Source organism: Tepidimonas aquatica (assembly GCF_007556585.1).
Taxonomy (GTDB): Bacteria; Pseudomonadota; Gammaproteobacteria; order Burkholderiales; family Burkholderiaceae_C; genus Tepidimonas; species Tepidimonas aquatica.
Genome location: NZ_VJNA01000005.1, coordinates 1 through 17638 on the forward strand (window position 1 = coordinate 1; position 17638 = coordinate 17638).

General features: G+C 70.3%; 20 protein-coding genes. 14 read left to right on the forward strand and 6 right to left on the reverse strand.

Going from position 1 to position 17638, the window contains the following annotated elements; genetic code table 11:
* The 4 genes from Taqua_RS02475 to lptC form a co-directional block, all read left to right on the forward strand.
* Positions 1-749 (forward strand): PD-(D/E)XK nuclease domain-containing protein (locus tag Taqua_RS02475; protein WP_185969538.1); only part of this gene is annotated, 749 nt, incomplete at its 5' end.
* 26 nt (positions 750-775) lie between these two features.
* Positions 776-1774 (forward strand): KpsF/GutQ family sugar-phosphate isomerase, encoded by a 999-nt coding sequence (locus Taqua_RS02480; protein WP_144324435.1) that lies wholly within the window; start codon positions 776-778, stop codon positions 1772-1774.
* Positions 1774-2322, forward strand: coding sequence for a KdsC family phosphatase (locus tag Taqua_RS02485; protein WP_144324436.1), 549 nt, complete (start codon positions 1774-1776; stop codon positions 2320-2322). Before Taqua_RS02480 ends, Taqua_RS02485 begins: the two co-directional genes overlap by 1 nt.
* Complete coding sequence (gene lptC / locus Taqua_RS02490) at positions 2319-2987, forward strand: LPS export ABC transporter periplasmic protein LptC (protein ID WP_144324437.1); 669 nt, start codon at positions 2319-2321, stop codon at positions 2985-2987. The genes Taqua_RS02485 and lptC overlap by 4 nt, the downstream gene beginning before the upstream one ends.
* A gap of 9 nt (positions 2988-2996) precedes the next feature.
* On the opposite strand, the gene Taqua_RS02495 is transcribed toward lptC, so the two are convergent.
* Entirely contained in the window at positions 2997-3383 is a 387-nt protein-coding gene (locus Taqua_RS02495; RefSeq protein WP_132962501.1) for an RNA recognition motif domain-containing protein, read from the reverse strand.
* A 249-nt stretch (positions 3384-3632) separates the two neighbouring features.
* Complete coding sequence (locus Taqua_RS02500) at positions 3633-4100, reverse strand: formate/nitrite transporter family protein (RefSeq protein WP_144324438.1); 468 nt, start codon at positions 4098-4100, stop codon at positions 3633-3635.
* A 27-nt stretch (positions 4101-4127) separates the two neighbouring features.
* Here Taqua_RS02500 and metX point away from each other — a divergent pair, with 27 nt between their 5' ends.
* The 3 genes from metX to Taqua_RS02515 all read left to right on the forward strand — a co-directional run bounded on the left by metX (position 4128) and on the right by Taqua_RS02515 (position 6483).
* Complete coding sequence (gene metX / locus Taqua_RS02505) at positions 4128-5327, forward strand: homoserine O-succinyltransferase MetX (RefSeq protein WP_144324439.1); 1200 nt, start codon at positions 4128-4130, stop codon at positions 5325-5327.
* Positions 5324-5911: a methionine biosynthesis protein MetW gene (metW, locus tag Taqua_RS02510; RefSeq protein WP_144324440.1), complete on the forward strand. Its 588-nt coding sequence runs from the start codon at positions 5324-5326 to the stop codon at positions 5909-5911. The genes metX and metW overlap by 4 nt, the downstream gene beginning before the upstream one ends.
* A 119-nt stretch (positions 5912-6030) precedes the next feature.
* A complete protein-coding gene (locus Taqua_RS02515) occupies positions 6031-6483 on the forward strand; it encodes a hypothetical protein (protein ID WP_144324441.1) in 453 nt (150 codons plus the stop codon).
* 31 nt (positions 6484-6514) lie between these two features.
* On the opposite strand, the gene aptA is transcribed toward Taqua_RS02515, so the two are convergent.
* Entirely contained in the window at positions 6515-7906 is a 1392-nt protein-coding gene (gene aptA / locus Taqua_RS02520; protein ID WP_144324442.1) for an omega-aminotransferase AptA, read from the reverse strand.
* A 91-nt stretch (positions 7907-7997) separates the two neighbouring features.
* On the opposite strand from aptA, the gene Taqua_RS02525 reads away from it, so the two are divergent.
* The 7 genes from Taqua_RS02525 (at position 7998) to cobA (ending at position 14746) form a co-directional block, all read left to right on the forward strand.
* Complete coding sequence (locus Taqua_RS02525; RefSeq protein WP_144324443.1) at positions 7998-8423, forward strand: sirohydrochlorin chelatase; 426 nt, start codon at positions 7998-8000, stop codon at positions 8421-8423.
* A gap of 252 nt (positions 8424-8675) precedes the next feature.
* Positions 8676-10415 carry a nitrite/sulfite reductase gene (locus tag Taqua_RS02530; RefSeq protein ID WP_144324444.1) on the forward strand — a complete coding sequence of 580 codons (1740 nt, stop codon included), beginning with the start codon at positions 8676-8678 and terminating at the stop codon, positions 10413-10415.
* A gap of 5 nt (positions 10416-10420) precedes the next feature.
* Entirely contained in the window at positions 10421-10909 is a 489-nt protein-coding gene (locus Taqua_RS02535) for a DUF934 domain-containing protein (RefSeq protein ID WP_144324445.1), read from the forward strand.
* Entirely contained in the window at positions 10902-11714 is an 813-nt protein-coding gene (locus Taqua_RS02540; RefSeq protein WP_144324446.1) for a phosphoadenylyl-sulfate reductase, read from the forward strand. The genes Taqua_RS02535 and Taqua_RS02540 overlap by 8 nt, the downstream gene beginning before the upstream one ends.
* Entirely contained in the window at positions 11711-12670 is a 960-nt protein-coding gene (gene cysD / locus Taqua_RS02545) for a sulfate adenylyltransferase subunit CysD (protein WP_144324448.1), read from the forward strand. The genes Taqua_RS02540 and cysD overlap by 4 nt, the downstream gene beginning before the upstream one ends.
* Positions 12671-12672: 2 nt before the next feature.
* Positions 12673-13971 carry a sulfate adenylyltransferase subunit 1 gene (locus tag Taqua_RS02550; protein ID WP_144324449.1) on the forward strand — a complete coding sequence of 433 codons (1299 nt, stop codon included), beginning with the start codon at positions 12673-12675 and terminating at the stop codon, positions 13969-13971.
* A 4-nt stretch (positions 13972-13975) separates the two neighbouring features.
* On the forward strand, positions 13976-14746 hold the full coding sequence (gene cobA, locus Taqua_RS02555) for a uroporphyrinogen-III C-methyltransferase (protein WP_144324451.1): 771 nt from the start codon (positions 13976-13978) through the stop codon (positions 14744-14746).
* On the opposite strand, the gene Taqua_RS02560 is transcribed toward cobA, so the two are convergent.
* From Taqua_RS02560 to hyi, 3 genes are all read right to left on the reverse strand, one after another.
* Positions 14665-15477 carry a sulfite exporter TauE/SafE family protein gene (locus tag Taqua_RS02560; protein ID WP_144324453.1) on the reverse strand — a complete coding sequence of 271 codons (813 nt, stop codon included), beginning with the start codon at positions 15475-15477 and terminating at the stop codon, positions 14665-14667. The two genes, cobA and Taqua_RS02560, sit on opposite strands and share 82 nt — an antisense overlap.
* Positions 15478-15573: 96 nt before the next feature.
* Positions 15574-16872, reverse strand: coding sequence for a glycerate kinase type-2 family protein (locus Taqua_RS02565; protein WP_144324455.1), 1299 nt, complete (start codon positions 16870-16872; stop codon positions 15574-15576).
* The gene (hyi, locus tag Taqua_RS02570; protein WP_144324457.1) at positions 16851-17627 is read right to left on the reverse strand and encodes a hydroxypyruvate isomerase; all 777 of its coding nucleotides are present in this window, start codon (positions 17625-17627) and stop codon (positions 16851-16853) included. Before hyi ends, Taqua_RS02565 begins: the two co-directional genes overlap by 22 nt.
* Positions 17628-17638: the final 11 nt, after the last annotated feature.

Consider the following 17638-nt stretch of genomic DNA (forward strand, 5'->3'; position numbering starts at 1 on the left):
TGCTGCTGGCTGAGCGGCAGTTTCGCGCGCACTGGTTCGAGACCGGCACGCCGACCTTTTTGGTGCAGTGGTTGCAGCGCAAGGGGTTTTTTACGCCGAAGCTGGAGCAGCTGTGGGCCAGCGAGGCACTGCTGGAGGCGTTCGATGTGGACCGCATCGAGCCCGAGGCGATGCTGTGGCAAACCGGCTACCTGACGATTCGGCGCAGCGTGCTGAAAGCCGCGCGGCGCGAGTATGAACTCAGCGTGCCCAACCTCGAGGTGCGCGCCGCCCTCAATGAGCACCTGCTCAGCGCCTGGTACCCGGACGCGGCGCTGGCCAGCGTTTTGACCAGCGCCTTGTACGATATTTTGTCCAGCGGTGACGCGGCGGCACTCAGGGCGCACTTCGAGCGGCTGTTTGCCTCCATCCCGCACGACTGGTACCGTGCCAACCCGATTGCGCAGTACGAGGGCTACTTTGCCAGCGTCTGCTACAGCCACCTGGCCAGCCTCGGGGTGGAGATCATCGCTGAAGATGTCAGCAACGAAGGCCAGTGCGACCTCACCGTCAAGCACGCCGGCACCGCGTGGGTGTTCGAGTTCAAGGTCGTGGATGGCGACCAAGGCACGGGCGAGGCGCTGCGGCAACTCCAGGCCAAGGACTACGCGGCCAAGCACCGCGGCGCGCCGGGCATCCAGCGTGTGATCGAAGTCGGCGTGGAGTTCAGCCGCAGCAAGCGGCAAATCGTGGGGTGGGACGTGCGGTGACACCACCCTTGCACACTCAGGATGTCATGACCAACGACCGATTGCCTTCAAGCGACGCCGACTGGATCGCGCTGGCGCGCCAGACACTGGCCATCGAAGCCGCCGGCCTGCAAGCGATGGCCGAGCGGCTGGATCAACGCTTCGCCGACGCGGTGCGCACGCTGCTGGCGTGCCGCGGCCGCGTCGTCGTCACCGGCATGGGCAAAAGCGGGCACATCGGCCGCAAGATCGCGGCGACGCTGGCCTCCACCGGCACGCCGGCGTTTTTTATGCACCCGGCCGAAGCCAGCCACGGTGACCTGGGAATGATCACCCCGGCCGACGCGGTGCTGGCCATCAGCAACAGCGGCGAAAGCGACGAGCTGACCACCATCCTGCCGCTGATCAAGCGCATGGGCGTGCCGCTGGTGGCCATGACCGGACGCAGCGACTCGACGCTGGCGCGGCATGCCGACGTCGTGCTGGACACCGGTGTGGCGCGCGAAGCCTGCCCGCACAACCTCGCCCCCACCGCCAGCACCACGGCGCAGCTGGCCATGGGCGACGCTCTGGCCGTGGCGCTGTTGAGCGCACGTGGGTTTCAGCCGGAGGACTTTGCGCGCTCCCACCCCGGCGGGGCGCTGGGCCGCCGCCTGTTGACGCTGGTGCGCGATGTCATGCGGCCACTGGACGTGACCCCGCGCGTGGCGCCGCACGCCACGCTGCCGGAGACGATGCGGGCCATGAGCGCCGGGAGCCTGGGCGCCGCCGCCGTCGTCGACGAGCAGGGGCGTCCCATCGGCATTTTCACCGACGGCGACCTGCGCCGCCTGATCGAGGCGCGCCCGGGCGCTGACCTGCGCACGCTGACCGCCGCCGAGGTCATGCACCCCAACCCGCGCAGCGTGCACCCCGGGATGCTGGCCGTCGAAGCGGCCGACCTGATGGAGCAGCACCGCATCCACAGCGTGCTGGTGGTCGATGACGACGGCCGGCTGGTTGGAGCGCTGAACTCGCACGACCTGATGCGTGCCAAGGTGATTTGATGGACCGCCCTGTGTTGACCTTTGTCCCCGAGCTGCTGCTGCGCGCCCAGGCCGTGCGCGTGGCGCTGCTCGACGTCGATGGGGTGCTGACCGACGGGGGCCTGTGGTACGGTCCGGACGGTGAGCAGCTCAAGCGCTTTCATACGCTGGATGGCCACGGCCTCAAGCTGCTGCGCCGCGCCGGCATCGAGCCCGCGGTGGTGACCGGGCGCGATTCGCCCGCACTGCGTGCGCGGCTGCAGGCGCTGGGTGTGCGCCACGTGCGCTACGGCACCGAAGACAAACGCCCCGCCGCTGAAAGCATCTTGGCTGAACTCGGCGTGGGGTGGGACGCAGCTGCGGCGATCGGCGACGACTGGCCGGACCTGCCGGTGCTGACGCGCTGCGCCCTGGCCGCGGCCCCACCCAGCGCGCACCCGGAGGTGCTGGCGCGTGTGCACCACGTCACCGCGGCGCCCGCCGGGGGCGGGGCGGCGCGTGAGTTCTGCGACCTGCTGCTGGTGGCGCGCGGCCACTACGTGACGTTGTTGAAGGAGGCGCTGGCGTGACCCCGCGTCCGGCCCTGCCGCCCCCCCGCCCTACGCGGCCAGCGCAGCCTTGGTGGGTACGCGCGTGGGATGTAGCCTCGCTGTACCTGCCGGTGGCGCTGATGGGAACTCTGGCCCTGCTGACTTGGGCGGTCGTGCAACGCGTGCCCGAAGACCGCCCCAGCCCCAGCCGTGCCCTGGGCCAGGGCGAGCCAGACTACACGCTGCACGGCTTCACCCTGCAGCGTTGGGGTGTGCCGGGCCAACCCGACCTGCAGCTGCGCGGCCGCCGCCTGGTCCACTACCCTGCCGATGCCCGTACCGATATCGAGCAGGCGCACCTGCAGCGGGTGTTGCCGGCCGATGGGGTACGCAGCACCGTCCAGGCGCAGTGGCTGCAAACAGACGACGGCCGTGTCCACTACACGTTGCGGGGGCAGGTGCGCTACGAGCGCACCCCGATGCGCCCCGGGGCCGCACCGCGCGTCACACTGGACGGCGAGGAACTGACCTGGGACAGCGAACGTCAGCTGTTGCAAAGTGCGCGGCCGGTGCGCATCACGCGCGAGGGGGACGTGATAACGGCCAACCGGCTGCGCTACGACGAGCGCCACGGGTTGGCCGAATTACGAGGTCAGGTACGCGCCACGCTGGTGGCACGCGCGGGGCGGCAGGCGCCCCGCTGAGGCCGACGGTCAGTACCCGCCGCCGTACCCACCACGGTCATCGCGGCGACGCGGTGCACCGTAGGGGCTACGGAATTGGCCATCGCCACCGCCGAAGCCGCCTTCACGACGGCCGCCGCCAAACCCACCGCTGCGCGGCGGGCGCGGCTCCATTGGCCGGGCTTCGTTGACCACCAGGTTGCGGCCGCCCATCGACTGGCCATGCAGACCGGCGATGGCCGCCTGGGCCTCGGCATCGCTGCCCATTTCGACAAAACCAAAACCCTTGGAGCGACCGGTGTCGCGCTCCATCATCACCTTGGCGCTGGCCACTTGGCCATACGCGCTGAACGCTTGCTGCAGATCGCCGTCGCGCACCGAATACGGAAGGTTGCCGACGTACAACTTGTTGCCCATGAAGGGACTCCTCGAAAAACACACTGACACAAACGAGCGACGGAGCCCCGACGGCAAACAAACCAACTGCTGCACGCGAAACCGACCGATCACCACTGACTGGGCCGACGCCGCGAACATCGACCCGGGTCGCATTATGCGCCGATTGCGCTGCCCGTGGGGATTTTTTGATCCATACACCCCAGCCGCCACGGGAATGATGCGCCAAAACAACACCGCGCCTATCGAAACACCGTGGCGGCCCGACGTTCACGACGCTGAACCACGGCGGTAGATCACGTGGTAGGTCAACCCCACCACCACACTGCCCCCCAGCAAATTGCCACCGATCACCGGCACCAGGTTGCCCAGCATGCCGCTGAACGTCACCGGGGGTGCCGCGGGCGCACCGCCCCCGGCCTGCACCAACACCGCCAGCCCCGCGGCGCCCAGCCCATTGGCCAAACACACCCACCCCCAGTTGCGCAGCACCTCGCGGGTGCTGATGCGGCCATCGGCCCAGGCCATGGCCAGCAGGTTGTTGCCCGTGAACAGTTCGGCGCCGGCCACCACCAGCAGCAGGCCCAGTGCAAACACCAGCCCGCCCAGCCACTGCGAGGGCGCAACACCCTTTATACTGTGGTCTGCGCCGATTTGGATCCCGCTTGCGGGCGCGTAACAAGTACCGCTAAAGAGGAAGCGTCGGCCAGGCCTTGCCGGCGTCGCCACCGCGGTCACGGCGCATCAGGCAAGGAAACAAACACCGTGATCGTCACCCCCCAACGCCTTCACGTCGACACCCCGCTGCCGCTGCGCAGCGGGGCGGTGCTACCCGCTTTCGAGCTGGTGTACGAGACCTACGGACAGCTCAACGCCGCGCGCGACAACGCGGTGCTGATCTGCCACGCGCTCAACGCCAGCCACCACGTCGCCGGCCACCACGCCGACGCCCAGGGGCAACCCATCCCCAAAAGCGAAGGCTGGTGGCACAACATGGTCGGACCGGGCAAACCGGTGGACACCGAGCGCTTCTTCGTCATCTGCGCCAACAACATCGGTTCGTGCTTTGGCTCCACCGGCCCCACGCACATCAACCCGGCGACGGGCCAGCCGTGGGGCGCCGACTTCCCCGTCGTCACGGTGGAGGATTGGGTCAACGCCCAGGCACAGCTGCTGGACGCGTTGGGCATCGAGCGGCTGGCCGCCGTCATGGGCGGCAGCTTGGGTGGGATGCAGGCGCTGTCATGGACGCTGCAGTACCCCGAGCGGGTGCGGCACGCGGTGGTGGTGGCCAGCGCCCCCAACCTGACGGCCGAAAATATCGCCTTCAACGAGGTGGCGCGCCGCGCCATCGTGACCGACCCGGATTTTCATGGCGGGCACTACCTGCGCCACGGCACCAAGCCGCGGCGGGGCTTGCGCATCGCGCGCATGATCGGTCACATCACGTACCTCAGCGACGACGTGATGAACGAGAAGTTTGGTCGTCGCCTGCGTCCGCTGGCCGAGGCGCTGCGCCACGGTGACGTGGCCACGGCCGAGCGGCTGGCCTACCGCTACACCACGCAGGACGTGGAGTTCGAAATCGAAAGCTACCTGCGCTACCAGGGCGACAAATTCAGCGAGTATTTCGACGCCAACACCTACTTGCTGATCACGCGGGCGCTGGATTACTTCGATCCAGCGCGTGAGTACGACGGCGACTTGAGCGCCGCACTGCGCCGTGCGCGGGCGGACTTTTTGGTGATTTCGTTTTCCACCGACTGGCGGTTTTCGCCGGCCCGCAGCCGCGAAATCGTCAAGGCGCTGCTGGACAACCAGCGCGCGGTGAGCTACGCCGAAATCGACGCCTCCCACGGGCACGATGCGTTTTTGCTCGACGACCCCCGCTACCACGCGGCGGTGCGCGCGTACTTCGAACACCGCGTCGGCGCCCACCTGAGCTTGCCCGGAGGCACGGCATGAGTGACCGCCTGATCCAACACCTGATTGCCGAGCTTGTGCCGCACGGCGCGCGCGTGCTCGACCTGGGCTGCGGCGACGGCGCGCTGCTGGCGCACCTGCGCGATGCACGTGGCTGCCACGGCTACGGCATCGAGATCGACGACGCGCTGGTGCACGCCTGCCTCAAGCGCGGGCTGGACGTGCTGCAGTTCAACCTCGAAGAGGGGCTGTCGATGTTCGCCGACGACAGCTTCGATGTGGTGCTGCAAATCGATACGCTGCAGCACCTGCGCAACGCCGAGACGATGCTGCGTGAGACGGCGCGGGTGGGGCGCAGCGCGATCGTGGCCTTCCCGAACTTCGCGCACTGGCCCAACCGGCTGCGTGTGCTGTCCGGGCGCATGCCAGTGACCCGGCGGCTGCCTTACCAGTGGTACGACACGCCCAACATCCGCGTCGGCACCTTCGCCGATTTCGAAGTCCTGGCCGAGCGCCTGGGGCTGCATATCGACGACGCCTTCGGCATCGACCACCGCGGCCGCGTGGTGCGCCGCTGGCCCAACCTGCTGGCCAGCACGGCGGTGTTCAAGCTTAGCCAGCGCTGACACCGCCGTGCAACCCTGAAATTGACGGCGGGTCGTGCCGCTGTTTGCACGATCAGCCTGCCGTTGGTGCTGCCATCATCGGCACACTGCCTCCACGTGGGGGCAGCAGGAGGGCGATCATGCGCATCCCGGCAACCCACCCCGCCCATGCCGCCTGGCCAGCGCCCCGGGCGTCGACGACCCGCGCCACCGCTGGGGACACAGCGCCCGCAGCGACGGACAGCCCCACGGCGACGTCCAAGGCCGACGGCGCCAGCAGCGGCCCGCCCGGCCTGCAACGGGTGTTGCAGCGGCTGCAAGCCCTGCCAGCCGACACCCGCTCGCCTGGCCAGCAGCAAGCGCTGACACGCATCGAGCGCAACTTGCAACGCTACCTGGAGCATCAGGGCCTGGCCGACGGCACGGTGCGGCCGGCCGAGCAACCGGCCCTGACCACCGAGGTTGACCCGGTGGCGGTCCCGGGCCCTACCCCTGAGCCCGACGAGGCGCAAGGGAACGTGGCCTTGGCCCCCGTCACCAACGGTGAGCCGCCCCTTCCAACGCAAGCGTTGTTGGAGGCTTTGCCCGGCTGAGTCGGGTCGGGCCACCGTGCGCGCAGAGGGGTCAGTCCAACGCCCGCAGCGTCTCGCCCAGCGCGTCCACCAGGCGGTCGATCTCGGCTTCGGTGCTGATGAAGGGCGGCGCCAGTTGCACGGTGTCGCCGCCGTAGCGCACGTAAAAGCCCTTGGCCCACATGCGCATGGCCACCTCGAAGGGGCGCTTGAGCGGCTCGCCCGGCGCCGGGGCCAACGTCAGCCCCGCCGCCAGCCCGTAGTTGCGGATGTCGAGCAGATGGGGGCTGGCGCCGCGCAGGCTGTGCACCTTGGCCTCGAACACCGGGGCCAGCGCCCGCACCCGCTCGGGGGCGTTGTCGCGCTGCAGCAGCGCCATCGACGCCAAGCCCGCCGCGCACGCCACCGGGTGCGCCGAGTAGGTGTAGCCGTGCGGGAACTCCAGCGCGTACGTAGGGCCGCCAGCGTCGATGAAGGCGTCGTAAATGCCTTGGCGCACCGCCACGCCACCCAGTGGCTGCACGCCGTTGGTCACTTGCTTGGCAAAGGTCAGCATGTCCGGCACGACACCGAACGCCTCGGACCCGGTCCACGCGCCGCAACGCCCAAAGCCGGTGATGACCTCATCAAAAATCAACAAGATGTCGTGCTGGGTGCAGATGTCGCGCAGGCGCTGCAGGTAGCCTTGCGGCGGCACCACCACGCCGGCCGAGCCGGACATCGGCTCGACGATGACCGCCGCGATCGTCGAGGCATCGTGCAGCTCGATCAGGCGCAGCAGCTCGTCGGCCAGCGCCGCGCCGGCGTACAGCCCGGCGCCGTCGGCCGGTGGCTGCCCCCGGAAAAACGCCCCCGCCGGCGGCTGGGTGTGTGGCAGGTGGTCGGCTTCGACGCCCTGGCCAAACAGCTTGCGGTTGCCGACGATGCCACCCACCGACACACCGCCGAAGTTGACGCCGTGGTAGCCCTTGGCACGGCCAATCAAGCGCGTTTTGCTCGCCTGGCCGCGCACGCGCCAGTAGGCGCGGGCGATCTTCAGCGCGGTGTCGGCCGCCTCCGAGCCCGAGGCGGTGAACATCACGCGGTTGAGCCCAGCAGGCAGGTGCTCGACGATGCGGTTGGCCAGCTCGAACGACAGCGGGTGGCCGAACTGGAACGCCGGCGCGTAGTCCAGCGTGGCGACCTGGCGGCTGACGGCTTCGACGATTTCGCGCCGGCCATGGCCCAGCCCCGTGCACCACAGGCCCGACAGGCCATCGAAGACGCGCCGACCGTCGGCGTCGATCAGGTACGCGCCGTCGGCCGCAACGATCAGGCGTGGGTCGGCCTTGAATTGGCGGTTGCCGGTGAACGGCATCCAGTGCGCGGCCAGCCACGCGGCGTCGCCGGGACGCAGTTCGGCGCTGGTGGGGATGGTGTGGGTGGGGGTGTCGGACAGGTTCATGGCGGGACAGGGCAGGTCAACGGCAACGACGGGGGCGGGGCCAAGCGGCGGCGGGCCACCCAGCAACCCAAACCATGCCATTATGCGCATCATGGCCTCCGATAACCAAGCCCTGCCCGCCCCCCGCCCCGCAGCGGATACCCCTGGCCTGATCTTGCTGGCGCACGGCGCACGCGACCCGGCGTGGGCCGCGCCGTTCGAGCGCGTCGCCGCGCAGGTGCGGGCGCAGCGCCCCGGGTGGCGGGTCAGCCTGGCGTACCTGGAGTTCATGACGCCTGACCTGTTGACCGCTGGCACCCTGCTGGCGGCGCAGGGGTGCACGCGGGTGACGGTGTTGCCGCTGTTTCTGGGGGTGGGTGGGCACGTGCGCCGTGACGTGCCAGCGCTGCTGGCGCAACTGCACACCGACCACCCTGGCGTGCGCTGGCAGCTAGCTCCCGCCATCGGCGACGACCCGCGGCTGCTGCAAGCGCTGGTCAGCATCGCGTTGGGGGCGGTGCCACCCCAACCAGGTTGAGGCTGCCGGGCACCGGTGACTGGCGCGCGCTGGTGGCGGCCGCCGCATAGCACCGGCGTGGCAAGCCCCTATGCGGCCGCAAACAGGCGGGAGCGACCACCACGCAACGCCGCAGATGGCCCGCTGCAGCAGTTTTTCAACGGCCTGCTATATGCGCCCAGGTTATAGATATAAAACTATCTTTTCGTTCCATTTTTCATAACCCACACGCACAATCAGGGGCCTGACGTTTGGACGTTTGACGCCCCTGCGATGTACCGTTACACCGACTTCGACCGCCTCTTCATCCGCCAGCGCGCGGCGCAGTTCCGCGACCAGCTACAACGCCACCTGCGCGGCGAGCTCAGCGACGACGACTTCAAGCCGCTGCGGCTGCAAAACGGCTGGTACATCCAGCGCCACGCCCCCATGCTGCGTGTGGCCATCCCTTACGGCGAGCTCAGCGCCCAGCAGCTGCGCACGCTGGCGCGGGTGGCACGCGAATTCGACCGCGTGACCGAGGGCCCCTTCGCCGGGCAGGGTGGTGTAGGCCACTTCACCACACGGCAAAACATCCAGTTCAACTGGATCCCGCTGCAGCGCGCGGCCGACGTCATGGACCTGCTGGCCGAGGCCGACCTGCACGGCATCCAGACCAGCGGCAACTGCATCCGCAACATCACCACCGACGCGCTGGCCGGCATCGCGCCGGACGAGGCGGTGGACCCGCGCCCGTACTGCGAGCTGCTGCGCCAGTGGAGCACGCTGCACCCAGAGTTCGCCTTCTTGCCGCGCAAATTCAAAATCGCCGTCACCGGGGCCAGCGACGACCGTGCCGCCATCGCGTGGCACGACATCGGGCTGCAACTGCTGCGCAACGACGCCGGCGAAGTGGGATTTCGCGTGCTGGTCGGTGGTGGCATGGGTCGCACGCCGCTGATCGCCTCGACGATCGCGGACTTTGTGCCGTGGCACGACATCCTGCTGTTCCTGGAAGCTATCGTGCGGGTGTACAACCTGTACGGCCGGCGCGACAACCTGTACAAGGCGCGCATCAAGATCCTGGTCAAGGCCGAAGGGCAGGCGTTCATCGACGCGGTGCTGGCGGAGTACGAAGCCTTGCGGCGCGATGATGCGCTGGGCGCAGCGCTGCGCCTGCGCGAAGCCGATCTGCAGCGCGTGCAAGCGATGTTCGAGCCCCCGCGCGACTGGGTGGCGCGACCGCCGGCACCGTCCCCCGATGCGCCGACCATCGAAGCCGACCCGGCGTTCCAGCGCTGGCGGGCGCGCCAGGTGCACGCGCACCGGCTGCCCGGGCTGGTGGCGGTGACGCTGTCGATCAAGCGCCCTGACCAAGCGCCCGGCGACGTCAGCGCCGAGCAGCTCGACGCGCTGGCCGACCTGGCCGACCGCTTCAGCGCCGGCGAAGCGCGCGTGACGCACGAACAAAACCTGCTGCTGCCGTGGGTGCACGCCACCGCACTGCCGGCCCTGTGGCAGGCCGCGCGCGCGCTGGGGCTGGCCGGCGCCCATCGGGGGCGTCTTACCGACCTCATCGCCTGCCCGGGTGGCGACCTGTGCGCGCTGGCCAACGCGCGCACCACGCCGATCGCGCTGCAGGTGCTGCAGCGCTACCAGGACCCCGACGAACTGGAAGCCCTGGGCGACATCGCGCTGCACATCAGCGGCTGCATGAACTCGTGCGGACACCACCACAGCGGCCACATCGGCATCCTGGGCGTAGACAAGGACGGCACCGAGTGGTACCAGCTCACGCTCGGTGGCTCCGACGGCCAGGCCGCCCACGGCCCCGCGCGCGCCGGGCGCGTGGTGGGCCCGGCGTTCGCCGCCGACGAAATCGGCGACGCCCTGCAAGCGGTGCTGGACACCTACCTGGAGTTGCGTCAGCCCGGCGAACGGCTGCTGGACACCGTGCAGCGCGTGGGCGGGGCGCCGTTTCGCGCCGCCACCGACAGCGTGCGCCGCACCACCGCCGAACCCGTGGAGACCTGAACACGATGCCACAACCGTTGCTGCATTTCATCGACCCGGCGCACGATCTGTGGCGCCGCGCACCCGCCGACACCGTCGCCCCCGCGCCCCACGCCGGCCTGGTGCTGAGCGCCGAACAATGGCACGCCGTGCGCGGCCACTGGCCCGCCGAGCTGCCCGTGGGCGTGCTGTGGCCCAACGATCGGCCCATCGAGGCGCTGGCGCCGGACCTGCCCCGGCTGGAACTGGTGGCGCTGGTGTTTCCCAAGTGGACCGACGGCCGCGCCTACACCCAGGCCCGGCTGCTGCGGGCGCGCTACGGCTTCACGGGCCAGGTGCGCGCCACCGGCGATGTCATCGCCGACCAGGCGCTGCCGCTGTGGCGCTGCGGCTTTGACGCGGCCGAGCTGCGCGCCGACCAGTCCCGCGAGGTTGCGCAGCGGGCCCTGCAGTGGTTCGCAGCGTACTACCAACCCGATGTGCGCCATCCCGAGGGAGGTCGCCTCCATGCCTGAGACACCCGTTCCAACCATCGTCATCGAGCCGCCCGTGCCGGGGCGGGCCTTCAGCCTGTACGACGACCCCAGCGCCGACCACGACGACCGCGTGCAACGCAGCGTGCAATGGCTGCGTGACAGCGCGCAGCAACACCCCGGCCGCATCGTGCAGGCCACGAGCCTGGGTGCCGAGGACATGGTGCTGACCGACCTGATCGTGCGCCATGGCATCCCGATCGACGTGGCCATGATCGACACCGGCCGGCTGCACCCCGAAACCCTGGCGCTGCGTGAGCGCGCCCAAGCGCACTGGGGGATCCGCATCGAGGTCTTCGCCCCCGAGCCCGAGGCGGTGGCTGCCTTCGAAGCCGAACACGGCCCCCATGCGATGTACCGCAGCCCCGCGCTGCGCCACGCCTGCTGCGGTCTGCGCAAGCTGCAGCCGCTGCAGCGCCTGCTGGCAGGCCGCACGGCGTGGGTCACGGGCCTGCGGCGCGAGCAGTCGGCGCAACGCGCCGACGTGCCCATCGTCACCACCGACGACGCCGGCCGCATCAAGCTCAACCCACTGGCCGAATGGAGCTGGGGCGACGTGTGGCACCACATCCGCCGCCATGGCGTGCCGTACAACCCGCTGCACGACGCCTTCATGCCCAGCATCGGCTGCGCCCCCTGCACCCGCCCCATCGCGGTGGGCGAGGACTTTCGCGCCGGCCGCTGGTGGTGGGAAGATGACCACCGCCGTGAGTGCGGCTTGCACCTGCCCAGCCACGCGCGCCACGCCGCCTCCCCCATGGCTTCCACCTTGGTTCAGCCCCTATGAACGCCACCGTACACTCTGACCAACTGCTGCCCGAGATCGACTGGCGTCACCTCGATGCGCTGGAAGAAGAATCGATCGAGATCCTGCGCGAAGCCGTGGCCGCGTTCGAGCGGCCGGCGCTGCTGTTTTCCGGGGGCAAAGACTCGTGCGTGGTGCTGCACCTGGCACGCAAAGCCTTCCAGTGCCGCGGACCCGATGGGCGCTGGCACGGCACCCTGCCGCTGCCGCTGCTGCACATCGACACCGGACACAACTTCCCCGAGGTCATCGCCTTTCGCGACGCGCTGGTGGCCCGCCACGGCGACCGGCTGCTGGTGGCCCATGTGGAAGACTCCATGCGCCGCGGCACCGTGCGGCTGAGTGACCCGCTGGCGTCGCGCAACGCGGCGCAAAGCGTCACGCTGCTGGAAACCATCGAGGCGCACCGCTTGGACGTGCTGGTGGGTGGTGCGCGCCGCGACGAAGAAAAGGCGCGCGCCAAGGAGCGCATCTTTTCGCACCGCGACGCCTTCGGCCAATGGCAGCCCAAGGCCCAGCGGCCCGAGCTGTGGACGCTGTTCAACACCCGGCTGCAGCCCGGCGAGCACATGCGCGCCTTCCCCATCAGCAACTGGACCGAACTGGACGTGTGGGCCTACATCGCGCGCGAGCGCATCGAGCTGCCGTCGCTGTACTGGGCGCACCCGCGCCAGGTGGTACGCCGCGGCGGGCTGCTGGTGCCGGTCACGCCGCTGACCCCACCGCAGCCCGGCGAAACGGTGGAAACGCTGCAGGTGCGCTTTCGCACCGTGGGCGACATGAGCTGCACCTGCCCGGTGCCCAGCAGCGCCGCTACGCCCGAGGCCGTGGTGCTGGAGACGCTGCGCAGCACGGTCAGCGAGCGCGGCGCCACCCGCGTGGACGACCGCGCCAACGACGCCGCCATGGAACGCCGCAAACGCGAAGGGTATTTCTGACGATGGACACGCACCTGAACGACCACCACACCCCCGCCGAGCACGCCGCGCTGCGCTTTCTGACCGCCGGCAGCGTGGACGATGGCAAAAGCACCCTGATCGGCCGCCTGCTGCTGGACAGCCAGGCGCTGATGACCGACCAGGTGCAGGCGTTGCAAGCGCGCAGCCGCACGCCCGACGCGCTGGAGCTGGCGCTGCTGACCGACGGCCTGGAGGCCGAGCGCGAGCAGGGCATTACCATCGACGTGGCGTACCGCTACTTCGCCACGCCGCGGCGCAAATTCATCATCGCCGACGCGCCCGGCCACGAGCAGTACACCCGCAACATGGTCACGGCCGCCGCCGGCAGCCACGCCGCCGTGGTGCTGGTGGACGTCACCAAGCTGGACCTGCACGCGCCGCAGGTGGCGCTGTTGCCACAAACCCGCCGCCACGCGCTGCTGGCGCACCGCCTGGGCGTGGCGCACCTGATCTTTGCCGTCAACAAAATCGATGCCGTGACGGACCCCGGGGCGGCTTTTGCCGCCGTGCGGGCGGCGCTGCAGGCGTTTGCCCAGCAGGCCGGGCTGCAGCCGACGGCCATCGTGCCGATTTCGGCACTGCGTGGCGACAACGTCACGCAGCGCCTGCAAGCGCCGTGGTGGGACGGCCCGGCGCTGCTGGAGCTGTTGGAGCGTTTGCCGGTGCCGCAGCCGCGCAGCGATGGGCCTTGGCGCTTGTCGGTGCAGTGGGTGCAACGCGACGGCGATGGCACCGGTCACCAGGCGCGCGTGTACTGGGGCCGGCTGGCCAGTGGCAGCGTGCGCGTGGGCGACACCGTGCAGGTGCACCCCAGCGGCGAGCTGGCCCAGGTGGTGCGCCTGCTGCACCACGCCGGCGCCGAACGCCCTGAGGCCCGCGCGGGCCAATCGGTGGGGATGGTGCTGGACCGACAGCTCGACATCTCCCGCGGCGACTGGCTGGGCACCCCTGGCACGCTGCAGGCGCAGCGGCGCTTTGCCGCCACCGTGGCGTGGCTGGATCCCGACCCGGCGGCCATCGGCCGGCGCTACTGGCTGCGCCACGGCCACCGCTGGGTGCAGGGCCGCATCGCCGCCATCGAGCACCGGCTCGACATTCACACCCTCACGCCGCAGCCCGCCGACAGCCTCGGCGTCAACGAGCTGGCGCGCGTGATCGTGGACGTTGCCGAACCGCTGCCCGTCCAACCGCTGGACGGGGCCAGCCCACAACCCGGCGCCTTGATCATGGTCGATCCGGGCACGCACCGCACCAGCGCCGCGCTGCTGGTGGAGGCCTGAGGCCGTGGCCACCGTGGCCTTTGTCGGCGCAGGGCCAGGCAGCGCCGACCTCATCACCCTGCGTGGGGCACGTTGGTTGGCGCAGGCCGACGTCGTGCTGGCCGATGCCCTCACCGACCCCGGTCTGCGTGCGCTGGCACCCCAGGCCCAGTGGGTCGATGTCGGCAAGCGCGGCTTTGCGCGCAGCACCGCGCAAGAGGTCATCCACGCGCTGCTGCTGCACCATGCGGCGCGGGTGGGCTGTGTGGTGCGCCTCAAAGGCGGCGACCCGAGCGTGTTTGGCCGGCTGGAGGAGGAGCTGGCCGTCGCACAAGCGGCTGGCCACGCCACCGTGGTGGTGCCGGGCGTCACCGCCGCACTGGCGGCCGCGGCCGACGCGCAACGCCCGCTGACCCGCCGCGGCCGCGGCCGCAGCGTCGCGCTGACCACCGCGATGACACGCGAAGGCGCCCTGCAAGCGCAGCGGCACGCCGCCACCGAGGTGCTGTACATGGCGGGCAAACAACTCGGCGCGCTGGCGCGGCAACTGCGCGCCGCCGGTTGGGCCGACGACACACCGGTGGCAGTGGTGTCGCGCGCCGGCTGGCCCGACGCCATCCACACCCAGCACACCGTGGCCACCCTGGCCCAGGCCAGCGTGCTGCACAGTGGGCGGCCGACGGTGGTCATCGTCGGCACGGGGGCCTTGCCCCCTCAGGACAGCACCAGCTTGACCCCCACCCAGCTCAGCAACACCGACAGCAGCGAACGCACCAGCGCCACCGGCGCCCACTGAACCAGCCGGCTGCCCAGCCAAATGCCGGGCAGCGAGCCGGCCAACAGCCACCCGAGCAACCCCCAATCGACCGTGCCCAGCGTGGCGTGGCCCAGCCCCGCCACCAGCGTCAGCGGCACCGCGTAGGTCACGTCGGCCGCCACCAGGCGCGCCAGCGGCAGGTGCGGGTACAGCAGCATCAGCACCATCACCCCAATGGCCCCTGCGCCCACCGACGTCAACGTCACCAGCGCGCCAATGACGGCACCCATCACGACCGGGGCGCCGGGCCAGCGCGGGCGCTGCTGCTGCTCGTCGGGTAGTGCCGCGTGCACCACCGACCGGTCGGCGTGGCTGCGCCACCACCATCCCGCGCGCAGCACCTTGTAGGCGGTGGCCGCCGCCGTCAGCAGCAACATCACCCCCAGCGTGGTCTTCATGGCGCGGTGCACGGCGGGGTCGGTGGCGCCGACATGCGCCAGCACCGCCAGCATCAGCGCCGCCCCCAACACCCCGCCGGCGGTGAGCTGGACCACCACCCGCCACGGCACCAGCCCATGGCGCGCAAACGACACCGCGCCCGCGCCCTTGGTGGCGGCGGCAAACAGCAAGTCGGTGCCCACCGCCAGGTGCGGCTGCACGCCAAAGCCGTAAATCAACAGCGGTGTCATCAGCGAACCGCCGCCCACGCCCGTCAGCCCCACGATGAAGCCGACCAAGGCCCCGCCCACGATGTACGTCCATTCGATCATGGGACACACTGTAGGCGCAACGACCCCCAAAACGAACGACTTTTTTGGCGTTTGTTTATGCCTTGCCGCTATAAGGTAGGGGCGCGTCGGACGCCCTCACAGCACCAGCAGCGCACGAAAGTCGTTGACGTTGGTGTGTGTGGGCCCGGTGACCAGCAGGTCGCCCAGCGCGGCGAACAAGCTGTACGCATCGTGCGCCTCCAGGTACGCGCGCGGCTGCAGGCCGACCGCGCGCGCCCGCGCCAGCGTGTCGGGGGTCACGAACGCGCCGGCGTTGTCTTCGCTGCCATCGATACCGTCGGTGTCCGCCGCCAGCGCCCACACGCGCGGCTCGCCCTGCAGGGCCAGCGCGCAGCCGAGCAAAAACTCCGTCGCACGCCCGCCGCGCCCGGCCGGCCCGCGGACCGTCACGGTGGTTTCACCGCCCGACAGCAACACGCACGGCCCCGCCCATGGCTGCCCGCGCCGCGCCACGCTGCGCGCCAGCGCCGCGTGCACCTGCCCGACGGTGCGGCTCTCGCCCTCGATGTCATCCCCCAGCAGGTGGGCCGCCAGCCCCGCTTGGCGCGCCACCTCGGCGGCTGCGCACAGGCTGTCCCACGCAGTGGCGATCAGGTGCACTTCGGCCCCGGCCAGCCGTGGGTCACCGGGCTTGGGCGTTTCCCACTGCCCGCTGCGCCAGGCAACGCGCACCACCTCGGGCACTTCGATGCCGTAGCGCTGCACGATGGCCAGCGCCTCGGCGCAGGTGGTGGGGTCGGGCACCGTGGGGCCGCTGGCGATCACCGCCGGGTCATCCCCCGGCACGTCGCTGATGGCCAGCGTGATCACCTTGGCCGGCGCGCACGCCGCCGCCAACCTGCCACCCTGGATGGCGCTCAGGTGCTTGCGCACGGTGTTCATTTCGTCGATCGACGCGCCGCTGAGCAGCAACGCACGCCCGATGGCCTGCACGTCCGCCAACGACAGGCCCGGCAGCGGCAGCGGCAGCAGCGCCGAGCCGCCTCCCGAGATCAGGCACAGCACCAGGTCGTCGGCGGTCAGGCCCTGGGTGAGCGCCAGCATGCGCTGGGCGGCGTCCCAACCCGCTTGGTCCGGCACCGGGTGCGCCGCTTCCACGACGGTGATGCGCCCGCCGCCCACCCCCGGCGGCGTGTGGCCATAGCGCGTCACCACCAAGCCGTCCAGCGGCCGGTGCGCAGGCCAGACCGCCTCCACCACGGCGGCCATGGCCGCGCTGGCTTTGCCCGCGCCCAGCACCAGCGTGCGGCCGCGCGGCGGCGCGGGCAGCCACGCCGGCAGCACATGCGCGGGTTGGGCGCGCCGAACCGCCGCCTCGAACAGGGCGCGCAGCAGCGCGCGGGGGTCATGTTTCAGCGCCATCGTTGCATCCATCCCAAGCCGACCTCGGTGCCGGCGGCGGGGCGGTACTCGCACCCCACCCAGCCCGTGTAGCCCAGCCGGTCAAGTTCGTCCAGCACCGCGTCCCAGTGGATTTCACCGCTGCCGGGCTCGTGACGCCCCGGGTTGTCGGCCAGTTGCACATGCCCGATGCGGGGCAGGTGACGCCGCAGCGTGCCGATCAGCTCGCCTTCCATGCGTTGGGCGTGGTACAGGTCGTACTGCAACGCCACGTTGGGCTCGCCCACGTCATCCAGGATGTCCAGCGCCTGCGCGGTGCGGTGCACGAAAAACCCGGGAATGTCGAAGGTGTTGATCGGCTCCAGCAACAGCTGGATGCCATGCGGCTGCAGCTGGCGCGCGGCGTAGCGCAGGTTGTCGATCAGAACCTGGCGGGCTTCGACCTGGGGCACGTGCGCCGGCGCCACGCCCGCGATGACGTTGAGGCGCGGCACCCGCAGCGGCACCGCCCAGCGCAGGGCGTGCTGCACGCCAGCACGGAATTCGTCGATGCGGTCCGGGTGGCAGGCGATGCCGCGCTCACCCGCCGCCCACTCACCGGCGGGCAGGTTGTGCAACACCAACGGCACGCCAGCTTCGTCCAAGGCGGCGCGCCAAGCGTCGGGCTCGTGCTCGTAGGGAAACTGCACCTCGACCGCGGCAAAACCCGCGCGCACCGCCACTTGCACCCGTTGCAGCAGCGGGTGTTCGGTGAACAACAGCGACAGGTTGGCGGCGAAGCGTGGCATGGGGCGCATCG

Excerpts from the sequence above, each read along its gene's own strand:
- Taqua_RS02480 (WP_144324435.1), top strand. The coding sequence starts at position 776 with ATGACCAACGACCGATTGCCTTCAAGCGACGCCGACTGGATCGCGCTG.
- Taqua_RS02485 (WP_144324436.1), top strand. The coding sequence starts at position 1,774 with ATGGACCGCCCTGTGTTGACCTTTGTCCCCGAGCTGCTGCTGCGCGCC.
- Taqua_RS02495 (WP_132962501.1), bottom strand. The coding sequence starts at position 3,383 with ATGGGCAACAAGTTGTACGTCGGCAACCTTCCGTATTCGGTGCGCGAC.
- metW (WP_144324440.1), top strand. The coding sequence starts at position 5,324 with ATGAGTGACCGCCTGATCCAACACCTGATTGCCGAGCTTGTGCCGCAC.
- Taqua_RS02515 (WP_144324441.1), top strand. The coding sequence starts at position 6,031 with ATGCGCATCCCGGCAACCCACCCCGCCCATGCCGCCTGGCCAGCGCCC.
- aptA (WP_144324442.1), bottom strand. The coding sequence starts at position 7,906 with ATGAACCTGTCCGACACCCCCACCCACACCATCCCCACCAGCGCCGAA.
- Taqua_RS02525 (WP_144324443.1), top strand. The coding sequence starts at position 7,998 with ATGGCCTCCGATAACCAAGCCCTGCCCGCCCCCCGCCCCGCAGCGGAT.
- Taqua_RS02530 (WP_144324444.1), top strand. The coding sequence starts at position 8,676 with ATGTACCGTTACACCGACTTCGACCGCCTCTTCATCCGCCAGCGCGCG.
- Taqua_RS02535 (WP_144324445.1), top strand. The coding sequence starts at position 10,421 with ATGCCACAACCGTTGCTGCATTTCATCGACCCGGCGCACGATCTGTGG.
- Taqua_RS02540 (WP_144324446.1), top strand. The coding sequence starts at position 10,902 with ATGCCTGAGACACCCGTTCCAACCATCGTCATCGAGCCGCCCGTGCCG.
- cysD (WP_144324448.1), top strand. The coding sequence starts at position 11,711 with ATGAACGCCACCGTACACTCTGACCAACTGCTGCCCGAGATCGACTGG.
- Taqua_RS02550 (WP_144324449.1), top strand. The coding sequence starts at position 12,673 with ATGGACACGCACCTGAACGACCACCACACCCCCGCCGAGCACGCCGCG.
- Taqua_RS02560 (WP_144324453.1), bottom strand. The coding sequence starts at position 15,477 with ATGATCGAATGGACGTACATCGTGGGCGGGGCCTTGGTCGGCTTCATC.
- Taqua_RS02565 (WP_144324455.1), bottom strand. The coding sequence starts at position 16,872 with ATGGATGCAACGATGGCGCTGAAACATGACCCCCGCGCGCTGCTGCGC.
- hyi (WP_144324457.1), bottom strand. The coding sequence starts at position 17,627 with ATGCCACGCTTCGCCGCCAACCTGTCGCTGTTGTTCACCGAACACCCG.